At 40.6% G+C, this 20,963-nt stretch carries 17 protein-coding genes; 10 read left to right on the top strand and 7 right to left on the bottom strand.

All coding sequences use genetic code 11. The features are described from left to right. The first annotated feature begins 95 nt into the window (after nucleotides 1-95). On the top strand, nucleotides 96-527 hold the full coding sequence (yiaA, locus tag C2M30_RS17995; RefSeq protein WP_105172732.1) for an inner membrane protein YiaA: 432 nt from the start codon (nucleotides 96-98) through the stop codon (nucleotides 525-527). A 137-nt stretch (nucleotides 528-664) separates the two neighbouring features. Further along, complete coding sequence (locus C2M30_RS17990) at nucleotides 665-1,924, top strand: outer membrane protein transport protein (protein WP_105172731.1); 1,260 nt, start codon at nucleotides 665-667, stop codon at nucleotides 1,922-1,924. Between the two features lie 29 nt (nucleotides 1,925-1,953). Here C2M30_RS17990 and C2M30_RS17985 read toward each other — a convergent pair whose 3' ends face one another. Beyond that, nucleotides 1,954-3,984: a CapA family protein gene (locus C2M30_RS17985; RefSeq protein ID WP_158683551.1), complete on the bottom strand. Its 2,031-nt coding sequence runs from the start codon at nucleotides 3,982-3,984 to the stop codon at nucleotides 1,954-1,956. Between the two features lie 269 nt (nucleotides 3,985-4,253). Between C2M30_RS17985 and C2M30_RS17980 the strand changes: the two genes are divergently transcribed. Both C2M30_RS17980 and C2M30_RS17975 read left to right on the top strand, forming a co-directional pair. After that, a complete protein-coding gene (locus tag C2M30_RS17980) occupies nucleotides 4,254-4,847 on the top strand; it encodes a lysophospholipid acyltransferase family protein (protein WP_105172729.1) in 594 nt (197 codons plus the stop codon). A 136-nt stretch (nucleotides 4,848-4,983) separates the two neighbouring features. After that, nucleotides 4,984-5,427 (top strand): hypothetical protein, encoded by a 444-nt coding sequence (locus C2M30_RS17975; protein WP_105172728.1) that lies wholly within the window; start codon nucleotides 4,984-4,986, stop codon nucleotides 5,425-5,427. A gap of 137 nt (nucleotides 5,428-5,564) precedes the next feature. Here C2M30_RS17975 and C2M30_RS17970 read toward each other — a convergent pair whose 3' ends face one another. Then, nucleotides 5,565-6,836: a sensor domain-containing diguanylate cyclase gene (locus C2M30_RS17970; RefSeq protein WP_105172727.1), complete on the bottom strand. Its 1,272-nt coding sequence runs from the start codon at nucleotides 6,834-6,836 to the stop codon at nucleotides 5,565-5,567. A 317-nt stretch (nucleotides 6,837-7,153) separates the two neighbouring features. On the opposite strand from C2M30_RS17970, the gene C2M30_RS17965 reads away from it, so the two are divergent. The 5 genes from C2M30_RS17965 to C2M30_RS17945 all read left to right on the top strand — a co-directional run bounded on the left by C2M30_RS17965 (nucleotide 7,154) and on the right by C2M30_RS17945 (nucleotide 13,271). Continuing rightward, complete coding sequence (locus C2M30_RS17965; RefSeq protein WP_158683549.1) at nucleotides 7,154-8,029, top strand: endonuclease I family protein; 876 nt, start codon at nucleotides 7,154-7,156, stop codon at nucleotides 8,027-8,029. Nucleotides 8,030-8,120: 91 nt separating this feature from the next. Further along, on the top strand, nucleotides 8,121-8,738 hold the full coding sequence (locus C2M30_RS17960) for a LysE family translocator (protein WP_105172725.1): 618 nt from the start codon (nucleotides 8,121-8,123) through the stop codon (nucleotides 8,736-8,738). A gap of 140 nt (nucleotides 8,739-8,878) precedes the next feature. Further along, a complete protein-coding gene (locus C2M30_RS17955) occupies nucleotides 8,879-9,535 on the top strand; it encodes an NAD(P)H-binding protein (protein ID WP_105172724.1) in 657 nt (218 codons plus the stop codon). Nucleotides 9,536-10,308: 773 nt separating this feature from the next. Then, nucleotides 10,309-11,439: a TonB-dependent receptor gene (locus C2M30_RS17950; RefSeq protein WP_158683547.1), complete on the top strand. Its 1,131-nt coding sequence runs from the start codon at nucleotides 10,309-10,311 to the stop codon at nucleotides 11,437-11,439. Continuing rightward, the gene (locus C2M30_RS17945; RefSeq protein ID WP_105172722.1) at nucleotides 11,409-13,271 is read left to right on the top strand and encodes a TonB-dependent receptor domain-containing protein; all 1,863 of its coding nucleotides are present in this window, start codon (nucleotides 11,409-11,411) and stop codon (nucleotides 13,269-13,271) included. The genes C2M30_RS17950 and C2M30_RS17945 overlap by 31 nt, the downstream gene beginning before the upstream one ends. An 85-nt stretch (nucleotides 13,272-13,356) precedes the next feature. Here the strand turns inward: C2M30_RS17945 and C2M30_RS17940 are convergent, their stop codons facing one another. Together C2M30_RS17940 and C2M30_RS17935 are read right to left on the bottom strand one after the other, a co-directional pair. Then, entirely contained in the window at nucleotides 13,357-13,569 is a 213-nt protein-coding gene (locus tag C2M30_RS17940) for a hypothetical protein (protein WP_010558902.1), read from the bottom strand. A gap of 145 nt (nucleotides 13,570-13,714) precedes the next feature. Then, nucleotides 13,715-14,662, bottom strand: coding sequence for a DUF368 domain-containing protein (locus C2M30_RS17935; protein ID WP_105173002.1), 948 nt, complete (start codon nucleotides 14,660-14,662; stop codon nucleotides 13,715-13,717). A gap of 227 nt (nucleotides 14,663-14,889) precedes the next feature. On the opposite strand from C2M30_RS17935, the gene C2M30_RS17930 reads away from it, so the two are divergent. Further along, nucleotides 14,890-15,900 carry a GGDEF domain-containing protein gene (locus C2M30_RS17930; RefSeq protein ID WP_158683545.1) on the top strand — a complete coding sequence of 337 codons (1,011 nt, stop codon included), beginning with the start codon at nucleotides 14,890-14,892 and terminating at the stop codon, nucleotides 15,898-15,900. A gap of 304 nt (nucleotides 15,901-16,204) precedes the next feature. Here C2M30_RS17930 and C2M30_RS17925 read toward each other — a convergent pair whose 3' ends face one another. From C2M30_RS17925 to C2M30_RS17915, 3 genes are all read right to left on the bottom strand, one after another. Further along, entirely contained in the window at nucleotides 16,205-16,678 is a 474-nt protein-coding gene (locus C2M30_RS17925) for a low molecular weight protein-tyrosine-phosphatase (protein ID WP_105172720.1), read from the bottom strand. Between the two features lie 119 nt (nucleotides 16,679-16,797). Beyond that, nucleotides 16,798-19,701 (bottom strand): PAS domain-containing hybrid sensor histidine kinase/response regulator, encoded by a 2,904-nt coding sequence (locus tag C2M30_RS17920; RefSeq protein ID WP_105172719.1) that lies wholly within the window; start codon nucleotides 19,699-19,701, stop codon nucleotides 16,798-16,800. Next, nucleotides 19,702-20,925: an ABC transporter substrate-binding protein gene (locus C2M30_RS17915; protein ID WP_105172718.1), complete on the bottom strand. Its 1,224-nt coding sequence runs from the start codon at nucleotides 20,923-20,925 to the stop codon at nucleotides 19,702-19,704. Nucleotides 20,926-20,963: the final 38 nt, after the last annotated feature.

The raw sequence follows: 20,963 nt of genomic DNA, 5'->3' as shown, positions 1-20,963 counted from the left end.
AGCGTAAAATAAGCAACTTTCAAATATAAAGTTTACTTATTTGTAATTATCCCGATACTTGTATGTAACTTAATTCACAAGCATGGATAAATATTATGGATAATTTAAAACCAACCAGCGCATTTAAATTAAGCGCGATCGCAAGTTTAGTGATTGGCATGGGCGCGTATTTAATTGGCTTATACAATGCAACCTTACTGTTGAACGAGAAAGGTTATTACCTAATTATTTTGCTTTACAGTTTATTTGCCGCAGTGTCGTTACAAAAAGTGGTACGTGATAAACAACAAGGTTTACCTATATCAAAGCCGTACACAATGATTTGCTGGGTATCACTGGCAATTGCTATCGCATTACTTGCGATCGGCCTTTTTAACGCCGATATGTTACTCAGTGAAAAGGGCTTTTTTGCCATGGCTTATACCTTATCACTGTTTTCAGCCATCACAGTACAAAAGAATATTCGCGATATGTTAGCGTTCAAACCGGATGAAGATACCCCTGCATCGCCAGAAATAATTGAATAATAGTAATTAAAAAGGGAAGCTCGCTTCCCTTTTTTTACATTTGTAACCACGTAATTACAACAATCACCAATAACTACAGGCTTACACTTTTCATTACTCTACACTAGCGCGAAATCTTACTATAAAGAGTAACGTCCGTGCTTATTAGAAAAACACTTATCGCATCATCGCTAATGATGGTGTGTGCAAATGCCACCGCTGGCGCTTTTCAACTCAATGAACACAGTGCATCAGGTTTAGGCCGAGCCTTCGCAGGTGACGCTGCAATTGCCGATGATGCCAGTATTGTTGCTCGTAACCCTGCAGGTATTAGCAAAATTAAAGACGCACAAATCAGTGGTGTTGTGTCATACATTGCGCCCGATGTGTCGGTATCTGGATTAAGTGCCTCAAACGGCAGTGATATCACAAGCTTAAATGACAACAGCATCGCGCCTTCAGCTGTCATACCAGCAGGATATTTTGTGTTACCAATCGACGCGCGTTTAACGCTTGGTGGTGGTGCGTTTTCAAACTATGGTTTAAGCACCGAGCTAAATGACGATTACAACGCGGGCCAACTAGCCGGCGAAACATCACTTACCACGGTCAATTTTAACCTAAGTGCTGCATACAAGGTAACAGAGCAACTGAGCGTAGGCGCAGGTTTAAATTTAGTCTATGCCGACGCAAACTTAGTTCGACACTTTGGTGAAACGGCATTTAACCTACCAAATGAGTTAGAAGCCGCGAACTTAGAAGGTGATGATATTGCATTTGGTTGGAATATCGGTGCATTGTACGAAGTAAACCATGACCACCGTTTTGGCCTAAGCTACCGCTCTCAAGTAGAGCTCGATCTAGAAGGTGATTACTCTAATCAACTACCGACTATGATTGGTGGTTTACAAGGTAAGGTATTACCAGGCGAACTTGCCATTACCTTACCTGATATTGCTGAGTTTTCGGGTTATCATGCATTAACTCCGGCATTGGCTATTCATTACAGCGTGCAATGGACCGACTGGAGTGATTTCCAAGAGTTAGCCGCTTATGTTGAAGGCAAAGAAGACGCAGTATTTACCAAAACTGAAGATTTCAGTGATGCATATCGTGTATCGCTCGGTGCGAGTTATCAGCTTACACCGACAGTAATGATCCGTGCAGGTATCGCCAATGACGCGACACCGACTAACTCGGCGCACAAGTCAATTTCAATTCCAGATAGCGACCGAATTTGGTACAGCACCGGCTTAAGCTATTCGCCTAACAAACAGCATAAAATTGATTTTGCAGTCACCTTCATTGACGGTGAGTCGGTTAGTTTTGAAGAACGTGATGGTTTAGGCCAAACTTGGGGTTTTGAATCGCACGGCGACGCCAGTTTAGCTGCAGTGCAATACAGCTATACATTCTAATCGTAAAAAAGAGGCATTAGCCTCTTTTTTTAGCGTTGTTTTATCACAAGCCCTGCAGCTTTTTTCAATGGCTGTTCAAAGCCAATATAGGTTGCATGGCCCGCCCCATTATGAAAGTGCGCTTGCTGTTGTTTTGGCAGAAAAGGGGTTCGCCACTCGATTAAGGCTATATCGTCTATAAACACCTCTCCACTGTGCTCAAACTCAAACAACACGCGAATACTGCGATACCCTACTCTTGGCGTATTAAATTCACTGGCTATTTCTTGCCAATTTCCATTAAGCTCAATGCTATCTATTCGATGTTTTTTACCATTTTTTAGTGAGTCGAGTAATTTACCTCGCGTTTTACGCCCCTGCCAATAAACATTAACTCTACCTTTACCTTTCACCATTGCACTGACGGTTGCTGGGTTTCCTGCTCGGTAAACACGCGTAAAGTTAGTCATTGCCAGTTGCGAATGCCCATTGTCACCTTGGCTTTGTAGCGCATAATCGCCACTGAATGCCTGTTTATCACTGATCTGAAACGAACTTTGATCCAAATTAAATCCACGATCATGAGAATAATATGCCATGTGGGTTTCTAAATTCGCGTTGTTAATCAAATTTATCCCTAATCGATAGCGGTTTATTTCACTCGTTTTAACGGCCGTAACATGTCCTTCGCTTGCACGATAAGGCAAGGCTAAAATACGTTTATTTTGTGCTGAAAGTGTAATTTCAAATTCTTTCGCCACTTTTGTGTTTGGTAATATAACGCCATGGCCGGCATTTCGTGCAAAATGGGTATTGCGTTTACTGGTTAGCTCATCAAGACGTGTCAAAATACGCGTACGATGACTGCCTGTTGCCGGTGTTGGCACATAGCCCTGTAGATAAACCGGCACAACTTCAGCACGATAGAAGCGCTCGCCATCCATCCAAACGTACAACATAAAAGAGTGATTTGTCGCGTAAAAAAACTGATCAAAAATAAAGTTGCCCATTGAATACGCAATCAGCTTTCCGTTATACACTTCAAAACCCTGCGCAACGTGCGGATGGTGTGCAATTGCCAGATCTGCGCCGGCGTCAATTGCCGCCTTTAAGCGTGTCTCGGTCATCATTGACGGTTCATCTTGGTATTCCAGACTGCCATGATATTGCGCAACCGTTACACGATTATCTGCCACTTCGCGTTTCACTGTAGCAACAATATTGTCATAAGAGCCATAGGCTGCCCCGCCCTTTACCTTTGCTGCTGTTTGACTAGGCTGTGCACTGCCTTCCCATCCAACATAACCAAGCATTGCGTACTGATTACCTTGAATAGATGTACGATACGCTTTGAGCGCTTCCGCTTCATTAACGCCTGCGCCTGAATACGGCATTTGGTAATAATTCAGCGCTTCTAGGGTGGATTTTAGACCTGAATCTAAGTAATCGTAAGTATGGTTGTTTCCAAGAGTGACGTAATCAACACCCGCATCTTTAAGTGCGCTAATCGTCTCTGGTGGTGAGAAAAACGTCACCGATTTAGGCGCACGTTGCGTTGGTGTTTTATCCGCTATTTGGCTTTCTAAATTAACCGCTGCAAAGTCGGCTTTTTTAATGTAAGGCGCCATATACTGAACAATTGCTTTGGTATCAGTGGCGATCGTTTCATCGTGAATGAGAGTAGGATTATCAAAATACGGTTTGGCATAACGCCTGCCCATCATTACGTCGCCGCCAAACGCTAACAGAACCCGCTCTTTTTTCTTAGCAACTAAGGTGATTTTGCCTAAATCAACATTGCCTGTGTGCCTGTTTTCAAGTTCGAAGTGCGAATAGCTAAAGCGCATACTATAAAAATTAGAAGCACTAATATCGAGCGCATATATGGCATGTTTTGACAGCTCTAATGAAAAGTCACCTTCACTTGAAGTAACAACGGATGTGTCGCCAATTTTTAAATGTGCATTGGCAATTGGTTTATTGGTATCTGTAACAACCTTGCCCGACAACATCATTAAGCTCTCTGCTTTGGTCACAAGCGGCAAGAGTAAACAGACTGTAAACGCTATTCGTAAAATCATTTTTTTAAGTTTGTTTTTTTGGTTATGAAGCAACACGCTAACACGGAAAACACACCAGCAAAAGTGACAGAATAAAGGGAGTGCATAACCTGAGGTTATAGCCCTGTATGGAGTTAAAGTATAGTATCAAAAACACTTTGCTATTTGATGCGCTCATCCATCACAACAAACCCACTCACGTTAGTATTAGCAAAATAGCAACCATTACTAAACAACTAGACTTTATGCTCTAAATCTGTGATGGTGATAGATGGTAGTGAAAATAATAAATGCTTATGCACACTGAAGTACCTAATTCAATTCCTCGCACAAACAGCCAACTTGGTCGTTTTATCGGACGCAACTTTCTTAAGTTATTTGGTTGGCATGTCTCTGGGGCATTCCCAGATCAGTCAAAATTTGTTGCGGCTGTGGCACCACACACATCAAATTGGGACTTTATAATCGCAATCGCCGTTAAGCTTTCGTTGGGTATCGAGATTAAGTTTCTTGGTAAACACACCATATTTTTCTGGCCGCTGGGTGTTTTACTTAAAAAGTGGGGTGGCATTGCCGTTGAGCGCTCTTCTAAGCACGGTTTGGTTGCGCAGGTTGCCGATGTATTTCAACAACAAGACAAACTTATTCTAGGCATTGCACCAGAAGGCACTCGAAAACACACCGATGAATGGAAGACGGGCTTTTTACACATAGCCTATGCTGCTAATGTTCCTATTGTGCCTATGGCACTCGATTTTCGCACCAAAGAATTTATTGTAATGCCACCGGTTACACTAAGCGGTGATATCGAAGCTGACTTAGCCCTTATCAGACAACAATTTCCAAAGGCGATGGCCAAGTATCCAAGCAATGTATCAGGTTAATTAATACACTGTGTTACGTGTGCAAGCGCAACAAAGTTGAACTTACTGTGCGCTGAAAACGCTCTAAAATAATAAGGGTTGGCACTTTACTTGCTCATATTTTGTTCCACACAATACGTATGAAAGGAACTCAATCATGAATGTATACAGCGCAAGTAACCTCAGTGCGGTTAACAAACCTCAATCGTTGCGGGTGACACACGCAGATCAGACGCCTCAAGATACAGTGAACAAAAGTGTTAGTGATTCGGTGTCAATCAGTGAACAAGCCCATAAAATGAATGAAAACTGGCAAACCATTGCCTCTCAGTACGATTTACACAGTATCTATGGCGATGAAATTCGCAGCCTATCTAAAGAGTTATTTGAAGGTGGGTTTATTGGCCGCGGTGAAATGATGGCGATTGGTGCCCCTACTTCAATGAATGAATTACCAAATCAAAAACATGATTTGCTCAATGATATGAAGCACACCTACAAGCTAAGCACATCATTTGGCGGACAAAACAGTGGGTCGAATGAGGTTTATCTAAATGCCATTGACGTACTGACGCGGCTAGAACAAACGCGCACCCAATAACCTGTTACTGACTTCATCTATTCGCGATGTACTATTCGAACTAACGCGAACAGAAATAAAAAAGCCGCGATTTCGCGGCTTTAAACTAACAACGGGCTGTAAAATGCCCTGTTTTAAAATGAGTAACGTGCAACAGCTTAACTTACGTGCGCGACGACTCGGTTTCGTCCTTGCTCTTTGGCTTGATAAAGCGCCTTATCAACACGTTTAAACATGCTATCGAAAGTATCATCGTCATGTTCTCGCATCACTAAGCCGATACTCACTTTTGCCAACACGTCATCTTGCTCCGTAGCTATAGCATGAGATGATTGATAATCACGAATGCGCTCAGCTACCTTACTGGCTTGTTCAAAGTTCGTATGTGGCAAAATAATCGCAAATTCTTCACCACCAATACGCGCTAAAACGTCTTCGTCACGTAAATTTCCAATCAGGTTTTTTGCTATTGTTTTAAGCACTTCATCACCTGCTGGGTGACCAAACTTGTCATTTATGCGCTTAAAATGGTCGATATCCAGCGACATTAACGCAAATGGTTCGCCACTGCGCATTGCTCGCTTAAATTCCCGTTCAGCAACTTCAACAAAATAACGGCGGTTATACAGTCCAGTCAAATAATCGGTATTTGCTTGTTTACGAAATTGCTCTTTGAGCTCATAAAGTTCTGTCACTTCGGTTGAAAAGCCAATTAGTGAACGGCGCCCTTGTTGTTCAAAGGGTACTTTTACACTTAAATAGTGGCGCGTATTACCACTTTCATCCGTAACAGTTTCTTCAATTGTTTGTTTTTTGCCGCTGGCAAATAACTCTGAATCACTTTGATGGAAATGCGCAGCCATTTCTTCCGGCAATATATCTTGTTCTTTCGCACCGATAATTTGCGATACCGGCAAGCCAAACAACGACGCTACTTTAGCGTTAACATACATAAACTCACGGGCATCGTCTTTCATATAAATATGCGCTGCTACATTATCTAATACAATATCAAGCAATTGGTTTTGTTCATGTACTTTGCTTTCTAATTCACGTTGCTCGCTAATATCATTGGCAATACCAAATAAGCCGATAATATTTGCGTCCTCATCATAAATTGGTTTTTTTACAATGCGGTAGGTTTTCTCTTTATTAAACGATTTAACAAAATTCGTTTCTTCTTTTTCCAGTACTTTGCCTGTTTGCATTACGGCGCGGTCATTCTCGATGACTTCTTGAGACTTCGCTAAATTGAAAAAGTGACTATCGTCTTTTCCGAGTACATCTTCTTCATTTAAATCAAACACATTTAATACGGCTTGATTAACATAGGTATATCGTCCATCTAAATCTTTACTAAAAATACAAGCACCCACGTTATCTAACATCCTTTCTAAAATAGCGATTCGCTTCTTTAATTCAGCCGTCATTGGTCACCTAATGTCAGTTTGCTTGGAATTATTTACCTGCGCGACATAATTAATCGCCACACTAGTGTGTACGGGCATGAAACAATAGCGTGTATATTACTCAAGTATATCTTACTTTGCGTTTTTCTCACACTCTTAGACACGAAAAATTAAGTAACAATATCAATTAAGTCATACACTTATATTTAGTGCGGTTTTTAAATAGGTAAACTAGCGTGAATCTGGTGATTTGACTAAGCACAGCGCTTTTGATTGCATAATTATCAATAAACTAGGTACAATTTAGCGGCCTAAAAAAATAATAATAAATGCGCGTAATGTTAAAACCTTGTTTGTTTTTGCTTGTTTTATATTTGAGTGTTAATTCCGTACTCGCCAAATCGAATGCCCCGTGCACGCATTGCCCTATTGTCGAGACCGTTAAAGACGCGAGCTTATTTGACGCAAATATATATTACCGCGACAGTTACCGCGCGCTTAGCGCAGGGCCACAAAAGCTCAAACACGCAATTCACAAAGACATCAATCGCGAATTTCACACTCTTAAATATAAAGAAGTATGGTCGGTACTTACCTACAGCGATGAAGAGCCAAATAATCGCGAAAATATTCGGTTAATTTATAAAAACACCTCGATTTCAAAACAACATAATGGCACCGGTAAATTTAGTCGTAATCAAGATTATTGGAACCGAGAACATATTTGGCCAAAAAGTCATGGCTTCCCTAAGCGCTCGCAACAAGGCTATACCGATGTTCATCAAATAAAACCCGCCGATGTGTCACTCAATACTCAGCGCAGTGATAATGATTTTTTTAATGGGGGCATGCCTATTAAAGAAGCCCCCTGGAATAAAAAGTATAAATCACAGTCTTTTGAGCCACATAACGGGGTTAAAGGCGATATTGCGCGCATGATTTTTTACATGGATGTGATGTATGAAAATGGTTCGCACCATGATATGCCAGATTTACAAGTTGTAACGCATCACGATACTGCACGCAGCAAAATCGAAGACGGCGTTGGCCAGATAGGCGATTTATGCACGTTATTGCAATGGCATTTTGCTGACCCAGTTGATAGTTTTGAAATAAACAGAAATACGGTAATTTATACTTTTCAGGCAAATCGCAATCCCTTTATCGACCACCCTGAATGGGTTACGTTATTGTATAAAGCCGATTGTGATTAAATCGTCTAATTTAACTTTTGCACGGTCTAAACAAACACGTATGTTGAATTTGCAACACCAGTAAACATAACTGCTAAAAAAAGGAACAATTATGGATTTTGCACTTTGGATAAGTCTTGTTGGTGTTTGTGCAATCGGTGCTATGTCCCCAGGACCCAGTTTAGCGGTGGTGTTATCCCATTCCATGACACGCGGGTTAAAACAAGGTCTGATTGCAAGCGTCGCCCATGGCGTTGGAGTTGGCATTTACGCAACACTTGCTGTTGTTGGATTAGCGGGTTTTATCCATGAATTCCCTATTGCGTATAAGGTAATTTTATTTGCTGGCGCCGCTTATTTAGTTTATCTCGCAGTTAGTATTCTGCGACAAAAAACAAATCATTTTGAGATCGCTAATAATGCAAATACAGGGAATTTAGCTGCAGCGCAAGATGGCTTTGCCATTGCATTTTTAAACCCCAAACTCGCCATTTTCTTCTTGGCGCTATTTTCACAATTTATTGACCCAGATAGCATAACAATTGGTTCAGCCGCTATTATGTGCATTACTGTTTTAGTGATCGACACACTGTGGTATTGCTTGGTCAGCCTTATCACTAGTCATGCAAATCAAAAATTTGAATTATTACGATACGGCAAAACCATTAACAATATGCTTGCCATTGCGTTTATTCTGTTAGCAATACGCGTTGTAGTAACCAATATTTAGTAGCTGGCGTGTATTAAGTTTCACGCCAAAACGTTGTTACATCAAAAGAGATTAATGGCCGGGTTAGGTTGTTGATCGACTAAGTTAAAACAAAGACCGACCGCAATAAACTTAATACGATAAAAAATTGAGAAAGATATATGGCGTATAACGTAACAGTGATTGGTGCAACAGGCCTTGTTGGTAGCAAACTAGTAAAGCAATTAATTGAATGTGATCAAATTAAGCACATAAATCTACTGGTAAGGCGAAATGTTGAGTTTCATCATGCCAAAATAACCTGCCACAGAATTAATTTTGACGAGCTACTGCAACATCACGCATTGATAAACGGTGATATGTTATTTTCTTGTTTGGGAACAACAAAGCGACAAGCAGGTTCAATTAACGCACAACGTATTGTCGATGTTGATTATCAATATACAGTAGCAAAAATTGCAGCGGAAAATGGCGTTAGTCGCTATATTTTAGTGTCTTCTAGTGGTGCTAATAGTAAAAGTGTGAGCGCATATCTCAAAATGAAGGGCGAACTAGAAACAAAAATAAAGGCGTTACCTTTTAACCATATTAGTATTTTACAACCGTCATTGCTTTTGGGGAATCGAGATACATTTCGCCTTGGCGAATATATGGCAAGTTTAATATTACCTACACTGTGTAAGTTTGCTTTTCTAAAGCGTTTTAAACCGATAACCGCATCACAAGTAGCAACAAAAATGCTTGATGTGTCATTTAATCAAACGTCACCATTAGCGATTTATTCACTCGACCAACTGTTTGAGTTACATAAAGACTAATCAGGCTATTTACTACAAGCTCTTTCGAACTTTTAAATTACCAACATACCAATTTTCCTGAAATCACTGTGCGCTCAATGCCTTAAGTAGTACTGCACTCAAGCCTTTAATATTCCCTTTCCATACAAATTAACGTTCAACCTCAAAATAAGGCCCACTATTCAAACACCAAAAATGTAAGACGAATCTAACCTAGTATTTGATGTTAATTTTATGCTTTGCATTTTTATATGTTTTTGTATTTCGACATAAAGCAACACTGTTACTTTATGCATTTATCAGAACATAAACGTTTTACGCGTTAACAAAGTAAAGTTAGCAGTGCCTTGCAAATAGACATACGTGTAAGGCGCGATGTCTTGATAAAACACCTGCCATGTTTGCCATAAAACAAAATCAAAATAGTCTGTTTTTTACTAAAAAGAAAAGCTCTGCTTTTATGTACATTGCCTAAATTTGATCTCAATTCTTAGCATATCCAATTGACTAATGTTCGCATTCTTAAACACATTTTTTACATCGACAATCTTGTAGTACCGCTAATTAGGTAAATTACTATTGTTTAAATTTCACCCGAAGATACATTAACTTAAAATACATAACCTTTTGTATTGTTTGAATTTTAACTTTTTCACTAGGGTTACATTTCGTCCGCAAATGTAAACCAACACAAAATATAATGTATACAATCTTTACACGGCAAGCACATCCATGTTACATCTATTTACATAATGTATACATTATACCTTCGTAACAATTCAGGATATGCAACAATGATAAAAACAAGCAACTTACTTAAACGTTCGGCATGCGCCCTTGCCGTTTCCGGCGCAATCGCAATAAGCGCACCAACGTTTGCAAATGATACCTTCAACGGCACTGTCAAAGGTGTTGTGTCAAATGCGCAGCAGCAAGTACTCGAAAACGCTACGGTTACACTAAAACATAAAACAAAAGGTGTAACACGTACTATCACAACCAACGAAGACGGCAGTTATACCCTACGCAAACTACCTGTTGGTGAATACATTATGACCATTGAAAAAAATGGTTATGAACAGATCATCGAGCAAGATCTTCTGGTGACCGTAGGTGGATCAGTTGTATTTAACAATACCATGTATTCTGTCGGCACTGATATGGAAACCATAGAAATTACCGGTAGCAGCATTGCTCGCGTTAATATGGAATCATCTACTGGCGGTATCGTTGTTACAAAAGCTGAACTAGAACGTTTACCTGTGGAAACAGGGTTTGAAGCAATCGCTTTACTGACACCAGGTGTTGTAAGTAACGGTGAATTTGGTGCATCAAGCATTGGCGGAAGTTCGTCTGCTGAAAATGCCTATTATTTAAATGGTATTAATATTACCAATATCAAAACCGGTATTGGCTCTATTGGTTTACCGTGGGAAGGTGTTGCGCAAACCGAAGTTATGACAGGCGGCATTGACCCTAAATTTGGTGGCGCTTTAGGTGGTATTGTAAATGCCGTATCAAAATCAGGTAGCAATGAATGGGAATTCGAAGCATACGCTCGTATCGACCCAGACTTTACGCGTTCACATCACGACAATTTAATCGATAGAGAAGGCAATTACTTCTCAAATACAGCGCAAGACGAAAGCACGTTTACCCGCTACTCAATCTCGGCAGGCGGCGCTTTAATTGAAGATACCCTATTCTTTTATGGTGTTTATGCGCCGCAAAAGAATGATTACGAAAACGGCAAAAACAACACGATAGATATCGGTGAAAATACATCAGACCGTTACCTTGCTACTGTTGACTGGTTTATTACTGACGATCACTCAATTACTGCGACAGCCATTGGCTTTACTAACAAAGGCAAAGGTAAAACTTACGCAAACGATTGCAAACAGAAGACGTTGGCGAGTTCCTAAGTGATTATAAGTCGCGTACAGGTGGCGATATCTATGGTTTAACATATTCAGGTATTCTCAATGACGATATGTCGATTGAAGTGGTTGCTGGTCGCACAGTAGATAAAACGTATAACTCAGCGACAAGCTCAGATCCACTCGTGTGGTCACAACTCTCAGGTAGCTGGAACAAAATCTCACAAGAGTCAGCATCATCAATTACTGAAAGTGAGTTTATTCGCGATCAGTTCCGCGCAGACTTTAGCTGGACACTCGACGACCACGATATCAAGATTGGTTTTGATTACGTAAATATTGATGTTGATTACGAAAACAGCCCAAATGGTGTTGGTGATCGCGCTGGTTGGTGGGAAGTACTTTACGCGTGGGAAGGTAACCCAGTTGGACACCCTGCGGGCGAAGCGTTTATTGATCAACGTGTAAGAACCGACTTCACTAATTCAGAGGTCAACTCAACCGCATTCTACATCCAAGATACGTGGATGGTTACCGATCAACTAACCTTAAACTTAGGCTTACGTTACTCAAGCGTTTACAACACGGTTTCTACGGGTGAAAAGTACGTAGATGTTGACGACCAAATCGCACCTCGCCTGCAAGCGATTTATGATTTAGGTGAAGGCACGTCAAAAGTATATGCCACCTTTGGACGCTACTACCAGCCAGTATCAGCAAACATGAACATCACGCAAGGTGGTCAACGCCGTGATATTCATTACTATTATGAACTCGGTGATTTAGATGCAAACGGCGAACCAATGCTACTTGCTGATGGCTCACCAAGTACAGGTGCATTTTTAGGTGAAGATGTTGTACAAACTGGTGAGATCAACACAGGTATGATTGTGAGCCAAGACCTAGAAGCCATGTATTCTGATGAAATTACAATTGGTTATCAGGGTGAATTTTTAGACGGTGATTTAGTTTATGGTGTACGCGGTATTTATCGCGACTTAAAGAAATCAATTGAAGACACCAACTACGGCCCTGTAATGCGCAAATGGTTTGCAGAAAACGGTATCGACAGCGATCCGGGTTATGCTTATATCTTGAATAACCCGGGTACTGACCTTGATATTTTCTACGATACAAATGGCGACGGTGTGGCCGAGCGCATTGTTATTCCAGCAGAATACATCGCATTGCCGGACCCTAAACGTAAATATGGCGCAATTGAAAATACCTTAAAAGGCAATATTGGCAACGATTTCCATTACAACGCATCATACACTTGGTCGCACAGCTGGGGTAACACCGAAGGCCTTGTACGTACCGATAACGGTCAAGCGGATCCTGGTTGGACTACCTCTTATGACTACGCTGATTTAATGGACCATTCAAGCGGTAACCTGCCAAATGACCGTCGTCACTCATTTAAAGTAAATGGTTATTACAACATTACTGAAAATCTTGTGCTTGGCTTTAACGCACGTGTTACTTCAGGTGTACCAATTAGCCGATTCTCACGTCACCCAGAAGGCATTGATAGCTGCGCAGCTAGCTCAGTGTGGAGTGAATGTAATAGCCGTGGCTATGACCATGTATCATTCTATGATGCTGATGGTAACCCTGCTCCACGTGGCACATTTGGCGAAACAGATTGGCTAAAAGAGTTTGATTTAAGCCTAGCTTATAACATTTCAGTTGCCGGTAACCCACTTGAGTTAAAAGCAACAGCATTTAACGTGTTTAACTTTGATACGCAAACAGCTGTTGTACAAGAGCATGCGCGCGACGGTGAAAACGGGCAAGAAGTGAATCCGAACTGGGGTATGACATCATCACGTTTAGGTGCTCGTTACCTGCGTTTTGAAGCACGTTATACATTCTAATTTACGTACTTAAAAAACTAAAAAGCCCGAAAATTATTTCGGGCTTTTTGTTTTACATAATTAAGTTAAGTAACCTAAGTTCAAGTTACGTAATAGACTCAAAATCATCGTTTAATATTAGCTGGCCTTGGTCATCATAATGAATGTAATTTTCTTGCGTTAAATATTCGATTACCGTATCAACATCGCTATCTGCCACTCCAGACAGAACTAATTCATGGCGCTTAATTGGCTTTGGGTGAGATGTCATCAACTCACTTAATACCACGCGCATAATTAATTTATTTCTACGACACATAACACTTCACTTACGGTTGTTTTATGTACAACCACTTTGTACCATAAAAAATCAAATTCGCACACATTTTATTCAAAGCAAATTTTACGCAATAAAAAACCCGAGAATGCATCTCAGGTTTTAATTTTAAAATCAGTTAATTAACCTAGCCTTTTGGCTTATCTGCTGTTAACTTCTCAATTGCTAAAATTAAGCCCAAACCAGCCATTGCTAGCGCAAAACAAATTAAGGTTTGAGGGTCTTGCCCTGTCAGTGTGTGGTATGTTTCCGGCCCGATATTTGTTTGACTAAGTGGCTTTTCAATACCTTTTGAATTGGTATAAGTCGTTACCACTTGTTTCCAAGGCCACAATAAATTTAGTGAGCCAAACAGAAAACCAGCCAGTAAAGCAAAGGTTACATCCCTAAAACGTGCTAACAACCAGCCTAAAAAGTGCGAAAATGTCATTAAGCCAACAACACAACCCGCTAAAAATAAACCGATTAGCGGTAAATCAAAAGAGGTAACCGCGCTTAATACATGGCCGTACATGCCTAACAACAACAAAATAAAACTGCCAGAAATACCAGGTAAAATCATCGCGCAAATGGCAATTGCTCCTGCGACAAAATAATACCACCAGCTTGCATTGGCCTCTGCTGGCGCCAGCGAAGTAATCGTAAAGGCAATTAAGGTTCCGATAATGCATGCAATAACGGTTTTTATATCCCAATTCTCAAGCTGTTTTGCGATATGTAGGAAAGACGCGATAATTAATCCGAAAAAGAAAGACCAAACAAACGTTTGATGATTAGCTAATAAATAGGTGATTACTTTCGCCAAAGAAAGCGCACTTAATGCTAAACCACCAAAAACAGCAACCAAAAAATTACCATCAATATGTTGCCATAATGCGTTTATTCCATTTTCCTTTAACACCTTAAACGCTGTTAAGTTAACGCTACGTATTGCGGTTAACAAGCGTTCGTATATGCCGGTAATAAATGCGATAGTTCCCCCTGAAACACCGGGAACTACGTCAGCCGCGCCCATTCCAGCACCTTTTAAAAAGGTCATTACATAGTCTCTCAGCGTATCTTTGTGCTGTGACATAACCTTAATTTTCTCCATAAATAAAAACTAAGCGTATATTAGGGTAAGTTGCAGCAGAATACTATCGTGAGTTATCACCCAATAACATGAAATCTATTGAATTTTGCGTACCGAAAAACGAGTAATTATTGCGCTAAATCAAAAGCATCACTGGTAAAACCACTACTATAGTAGTAAAGGAAAACACTAAGGTGCAGGGAGGTACAGGTTTAAATAGGCGGATGTATATGCTTACCCCCCAACAAGCAAGACAGCGACTGCGTCGCGTTAGCTCATTAACGATTAATGAAGCATCAAATTTAGATAGTTTATTAACCGATTTACTATCTGAAGGCTGTCACTTTTTATGTGTCGATCAAATAACTGTTTGGCTAATCAATGACATTGATTCGGCTGAATATTTACATTGCGTTGCCAGCAGTTGCGAAATTGATGTGCAAACAATACCCAATTTAGATATCGCACAACACCCAGACTACTTTGAACGCATGTTCAAAGGTGAAACCATTATGGCAAACCACCAGCTGCAAAGTACCCACAATGATCAGTCTGATAACGTGGCTAACACAATATTAGATACAGTTATTTTTCACAATGGTAAAGCGCAAGGGGTGATCAGCTGTAAAACAAAAAGCCCTCACTGCTGGAGCAACGAAGATATTGTATATGCCGAATCACTGGCTGATAGCTGCAGTCGGCGACTTATGGCGCTTGAAACACTAAAATTACAAAACAAGCTAAGCGAACTGGTGTTTGTTGATGCACTAACAGGCCTCAAAAACAGGCGCTATTTTAATGAACGCGTACAAAGTGCTAAAAATTCGCAATACCGCATGCAAACACCCCTTTCACTTATCATGATCGACCTAGATCATTTTAAGCATATTAACGACGAATTTGGCCACAAAGCCGGCGACATCGTACTTTCACAATTTGCTAGAACGTGTCAAAAACAATTGCGCTTGGAAGATTGTTTATGTCGATACGGCGGCGAAGAATTTATTATTATTTTGCCCTACACTGGCGAACAACAAGCAAGCCAACTCGCTGAAAGACTGAGAGTGACCATTGAAAATATGGTAATTCAGCACGAACAACGAATAATAAAGCTTACCGCTAGTTTTGGTGTTGCAGAAATGGCGTTAGAACATTCTATTGAAGATACAATTAAAAAGGCTGATGTCGCGGTTTATCAGGCAAAAAATGCAGGTCGAAATTGTGTAATTACCCTTTGTTAGAAGTGCTATTACACCAACTTCACGTTAAATACAGCTTAACTACGATTAAAAACTAAGAGCTGACTTATACTAAAACGACTACGTAAAACCTCTGATGAATTGCGGTTTTAAAAGCAAAGTGATAACAATAGCTCATGAAGTTAGGTTAACTAATTCAGATTAACAGACCGTGGCACTTAAGGTGCCACGACACTGCACTTAATTTCTATCAGCGCTTAACCAAACTCATTTCAAGGCTTACTCAAACTTTCACAATCAAACATCGTATCATTTGGCACACACAGCCCTTAGCACATATTAAGAGTTATTGTTTTAGCTGTTGTAAAAAAGCAATGCTGGCATGTTCAATCAGATCAAGTACCCGATCAAAACCTTGGTCGCCGCCATAATAAGGGTCTGGAATTTCATCAACCTCGTTATCACCGTAACTTAAAAACAGTTTCAGCTTGTGTTGATACTGCTTTGGGCAAATTGCTTGTAAGTCCGCCAAATTTTGCTTATCCGCACAAAGAATCTCATCGAAGTATTCAAAATCATTAGCCGTCACTTGTCGCGCGCGAATTGATGAAAAGTCATAACCACGCGCCTCTCCGGCAGCACGTGACCTAGGATCTGAACGCTCTCCAGCGTGATACGCAATAGTACCCGCTGAATCTACCTCAACATTAACACCTAACGAAGCCGCTTTTGCTTTAAGCACCGCTTCACCCGTAGGCGAACGGCAAATATTACCCATGCATACGACTAGCACTTTATATGGCGTATTTCCTTTATTCATAGCAACCTTTTTCTTAAAAATTCATGATTAGCGTACGACTTGGTTAATGAACATGCCTCAAATCACTTAGCGATTCAAGTAAAGCAATATCATCTACCTAGCTTGAATCTGTTAGGCGTTCAAGATTCAGCTTCTTTTTCCTCTGGCAGCCACGCGCGCAGTTTAGTTTTAAGGTTGGCTTCAACAATTGGTTTAGTAATGTAATCATCCATGCCGGCTGCAATACACTTTTCGCGATCGCCAACCATTGCATTTGCTGTCATTGCGATAATTGGAATGCGTGTGTTGTGCTTTCCTGCCTTACCATTTCGAATCGCCTTGGTGGCATCATAGCCGTCGAGTTCTGGCATTTGGCAATCCATCAAAATTGCAGTAAAGCTGTCTTCGCTTTCGTTTAATATGGTTAGTACCTCTTGCCCATTTGAGGCAATTTTAACGTCCGTTAAACCTAACTTTGCTAAGGTGCTTTTGGCAACAATTTGATTTACTTGGTTATCTTCGGCAAGCAGTAGTTTAATATTTTTCGCCCATTTAACCTGCTCATTGGTAGCATGAGTTTGTAGCGTTTGAATATAATGGCGAGTTACTAAGGGTGTTGCTTGCTCAAGTGCATCGCCGCCGTCAACCACAATCGATAACGCATCGAGTAAGTCTGAGGTAGTCGCGGGTTTTGGAAAATAACCCGCAAAACCAAGCTCTGCGAAATAAGATGCATCGCCTTGATGGTTCATTGAGGTCATCATCACCAATTTTGTTGCATGAAAATCTGGATGCTGTTTAATTGCTTTACCTAATTGCGCACCATCAATATTCGGCATTTGCATATCCAAAAACGCAATATCAAAACACCGTTGGTAAGTTTCAAAATAGGATTTACACGCCAACATCGCATCATCTGCTGAAAGTGCTTCTGTTACACGTGCTCCCCAAAACTCAAATTGACCACGTAAAACGTCTAAATTTGTTTTATTGTCGTCAACAATCAAAATATGTAATTTACTAATATCAATCGATGGAATACTGGCTTTAGCCCCACTGCCACAGCCAAGCACTAAACTAAATTTGAAGCTGCTTCCCTTGCCCTCGAGACTACTCACCTCAATACTGCCCCCCATCAATTCACATAACTGCTTTACGATGGCCAAGCCTAACCCAGTACCACCGTATTTACGTGTTGTAGATGCATCTACCTGAGAAAATGTTTTAAAAAGCTTGGATTGTTGCTGCTCAGGAATACCAATTCCGGTGTCATTAACCTCACAATTCAGAATATATTTATCAGAACCTTTTAATTCTAAGGCCGCTTTTATCACGACTTCACCGTGTGAGGTAAACTTAATCGCATTACCTACTAAGTTGTATAGTATTTGCCGAAGACGGTTCGGATCGCCCATTACGGTTTGCGCATTAACCTTAGTAATATCAAGTATCAATTCAAGGTTTTTTTGATGGGCTTGAATCGCTGCAGCCTCTGCAAATTCACCAAGCAAGGTACGTAAATCAAATTCTATAAATTCAAGTTCGAGTTTACCTGCATCAATTTTTGAAAAATCCAAAATATCATTTAACAAATTTAATAATGCATTTGCACTACCAATTGCCACATTTACCCGATGCAATTGCTCTTTCGATAGCTCACTTGTTTGCAGTAAATTAAGCATTCCCAACACCCCATTCATTGGTGTTCGGATCTCATGACTCATTGAAGCCAAAAATTCACTTTTCGCTTTATTGGCATTTTCTGCTTGATGCTTAGCTAATTCCAGCGCTTTATTTATTTCAATACGCTCGGTTACATCGGTAAGCGATCCTGCCATACGCGTTGCATTGCCATTTTCATCCCAAATTGCGGTACCTCTTGCACGATAAAACCGGTACTCCCCACTTTTTGTGCGCAAGCGGTATTCAATATCGTAAAGCTGCCTTTCTTTTAAATGTTGTTCGATTGCTTTATTAACACGTTCTTTATCATCGGGGTGCAGGGCATTTTCAAAACTCGCAAAAGTATTAGGAAACGCCTCATCGTATGACGAGTAGCCTAGTAATTCTTTATAGCGCGGCGCATAATAAACCGTTCCGGCTTTAATATCCCAATCCCACAATCCATCGTTACTTCCAGCTACAGCCACTTTATAGCGTTCTTCACTGAGTTTAATGGCACGCTCAGAAGCCGCTAAACGCCGATAGGGATCGAGCAATAATCTGTGGCCAACGAGATAAAGTACAATCCAAGCCACCAAAAGGCTTATTAAAATTGACGACGCAATTTTAATAATCACCGCCATCACGCGCTGCTCAATAAGTTGCATATTTAAATGATAATTGAGCGTAAGCCCCGTATTACCAAGTGCCAACGTAGCAACTGATAAATATTCGGTATTGCTCATTAAACTTGAGAAATCTAACCATTTTCCATTAAGCGTTACGCCATAATTCGCACTGTTTATTACATCTTGAAAAAGCTCGGCGAGGGAATAGCGGAATTCAACAATCATTACCCCTTCGGTAAAACCGTTATACTTTACAGGTACCGCAATTAAGAAATGATCACCTGCTTGCAACGTATTTAAAGTAACTACGTGTGCAACGTTCTCACTCAAAAGTTGTGCAAGCCAAGGGGCGTTTAAATCTGGAGGCTCTGCTTCACTGTTACTATAAACAAGTTCACTCGCAATATTCACAAGCCAAATTGGATGCTTTTTACCGACTAAATGGTAGTCATCTAAATAATCTGACAAAGATGCAGCAGACACATCTGAGCCCATAACACCATTTACTAACATAGGTTGCTTAGCCAAGTCATGCAGTAGCTGTAATCGTGTTTCTACAAACTGTTCAATGTAACTTGCACTCAACTTAGCTTCAGTCTTGGCGTTATTAATCTCATATTGACGCATATTTTTATCGGTGGTGAAACCAACAAACACTGCGCTCACCAACACCGACAATAACAGGCTTAGCACCACAAAAGATAAAAATGCGCTGTTTGCTGATAGCTGTGTACTTAACTTATTATTCGCCATTTAGCGCTCTTTATTGTTAAACACACGAATACCGCCATTCTCTTTGTACTCGGCCATGCATAAGTGTTCAAGTCCTAATGCGTCGTGAGCGTCGGGCTGTGCAGGGCTCCATTGAGAAAACGGCTGTTCATACGTTTTAATCAAACCTGTAATGGGCTTCTTAATACGCTCCAATTCATTACGCAAAGATAAACGAATATCACTAATATCGCCCTCAGGTTTAACATTAGCGAACGCCGTGACAAATATTTTCGCAAAATCGAAGCTATGAATAAATCCAGCTGGCGCCGATAAATTTTCCAACCCAGTAAATTTATTTGGAAACAACTTTGTGGCTGTAATCGCGGCCTGTTTTGCAAGAGGAGATTGGTTTTGTGGTTCGATAGCGAAACACGTTTGAATAAAGTTTAGTTTAACGTCAGTGGCTAGATGTTGCTTAACATGGTTAAAAAAGTCGCCGCCAGTGATCCCCCAATGGCTCACTATTGGCACGCGTTGGTCAGCCGGTAGCGCCGCCATTGCATCAACAAATTGCTTGCCCTCTACTGCATTACCAACAAACAAAATACACTCTGCGCGCGTCGAGGTAATATCTCGCAGCATTATTTTGGCTTGATTAAGTTTTGTATTCCAACTAAACCAGGTTACAGCACTATCATTTTCGCTGCCTAGCGCCTTTCGCATGGTAGTGTGGTTAGACTTGCCCCAAGGCGTTTGCTCAAGCAGCATGTGTGGCTGCTCACATCCTAATTGGTCACGCGCAAAGCTTACGATGCGATACCCAGCTTTAGTGTCATCAACCGACACACGGAAAACCCAATTTGTCGGCTCTGCATGGCGAGTAATTGGCCCACCTGCGGCCCATGGTACTAACAGCAACACTTCATTTTTACTAATAAACTGTTTGTACTTAATATAAGGTGGCGAATGTAAGCCGCCCAGCATAAACAGAGCATTTGGGTCTGCTAAAAACTGCTTCATATGCAACAAACTACGATTACTGTTGCCGCGATGATCTTTTTCAATAAAGTTAAATTCTATGTTGTTAAACTCGTTTTCGTATTGCGAAAGCGCAGTTAAAAAGCCCATTTTCATCGCATTGGCGGATTCGGCATGATTTGAATAGTCAGAGTCATGGTAGATATTAAAAACGCGCTTTTGTGCAATTGCGTGACTTGTGATAAACAGGGAAACCACCAGTATCCCTCTTACTAAAACTAACATCTGTTTACCTGCAAAATTTCCAGTAATTAAACAATAGT

This window comes from Pseudoalteromonas sp. T1lg24 (assembly GCF_002964745.1).
Lineage (GTDB): Bacteria > Pseudomonadota > Gammaproteobacteria > Enterobacterales > Alteromonadaceae > Pseudoalteromonas > Pseudoalteromonas spongiae.
Note: the sequence above shows the minus strand (reverse complement) of the source record. Positions and strands in the feature narration are given on the sequence as shown.

Excerpts from the sequence above, each read along its gene's own strand:
- C2M30_RS17965 (WP_158683549.1), top strand. The coding sequence starts at position 7,154 with ATGTTAAAACCTTGTTTGTTTTTGCTTGTTTTATATTTGAGTGTTAAT.
- yiaA (WP_105172732.1), top strand. The coding sequence starts at position 96 with ATGGATAATTTAAAACCAACCAGCGCATTTAAATTAAGCGCGATCGCA.
- C2M30_RS17935 (WP_105173002.1), bottom strand. The coding sequence starts at position 14,662 with ATGTCACAGCACAAAGATACGCTGAGAGACTATGTAATGACCTTTTTA.
- C2M30_RS17960 (WP_105172725.1), top strand. The coding sequence starts at position 8,121 with ATGGATTTTGCACTTTGGATAAGTCTTGTTGGTGTTTGTGCAATCGGT.
- C2M30_RS17940 (WP_010558902.1), bottom strand. The coding sequence starts at position 13,569 with ATGTGTCGTAGAAATAAATTAATTATGCGCGTGGTATTAAGTGAGTTG.
- C2M30_RS17915 (WP_105172718.1), bottom strand. The coding sequence starts at position 20,925 with ATGTTAGTTTTAGTAAGAGGGATACTGGTGGTTTCCCTGTTTATCACA.
- C2M30_RS17975 (WP_105172728.1), top strand. The coding sequence starts at position 4,984 with ATGAATGTATACAGCGCAAGTAACCTCAGTGCGGTTAACAAACCTCAA.
- C2M30_RS17980 (WP_105172729.1), top strand. The coding sequence starts at position 4,254 with ATGCTTATGCACACTGAAGTACCTAATTCAATTCCTCGCACAAACAGC.
- C2M30_RS17985 (WP_158683551.1), bottom strand. The coding sequence starts at position 3,984 with ATGATTTTACGAATAGCGTTTACAGTCTGTTTACTCTTGCCGCTTGTG.
- C2M30_RS17950 (WP_158683547.1), top strand. The coding sequence starts at position 10,309 with ATGATAAAAACAAGCAACTTACTTAAACGTTCGGCATGCGCCCTTGCC.
- C2M30_RS17920 (WP_105172719.1), bottom strand. The coding sequence starts at position 19,701 with ATGGCGAATAATAAGTTAAGTACACAGCTATCAGCAAACAGCGCATTT.
- C2M30_RS17925 (WP_105172720.1), bottom strand. The coding sequence starts at position 16,678 with ATGAATAAAGGAAATACGCCATATAAAGTGCTAGTCGTATGCATGGGT.
- C2M30_RS17955 (WP_105172724.1), top strand. The coding sequence starts at position 8,879 with ATGGCGTATAACGTAACAGTGATTGGTGCAACAGGCCTTGTTGGTAGC.
- C2M30_RS17930 (WP_158683545.1), top strand. The coding sequence starts at position 14,890 with ATGCTTACCCCCCAACAAGCAAGACAGCGACTGCGTCGCGTTAGCTCA.
- C2M30_RS17970 (WP_105172727.1), bottom strand. The coding sequence starts at position 6,836 with ATGACGGCTGAATTAAAGAAGCGAATCGCTATTTTAGAAAGGATGTTA.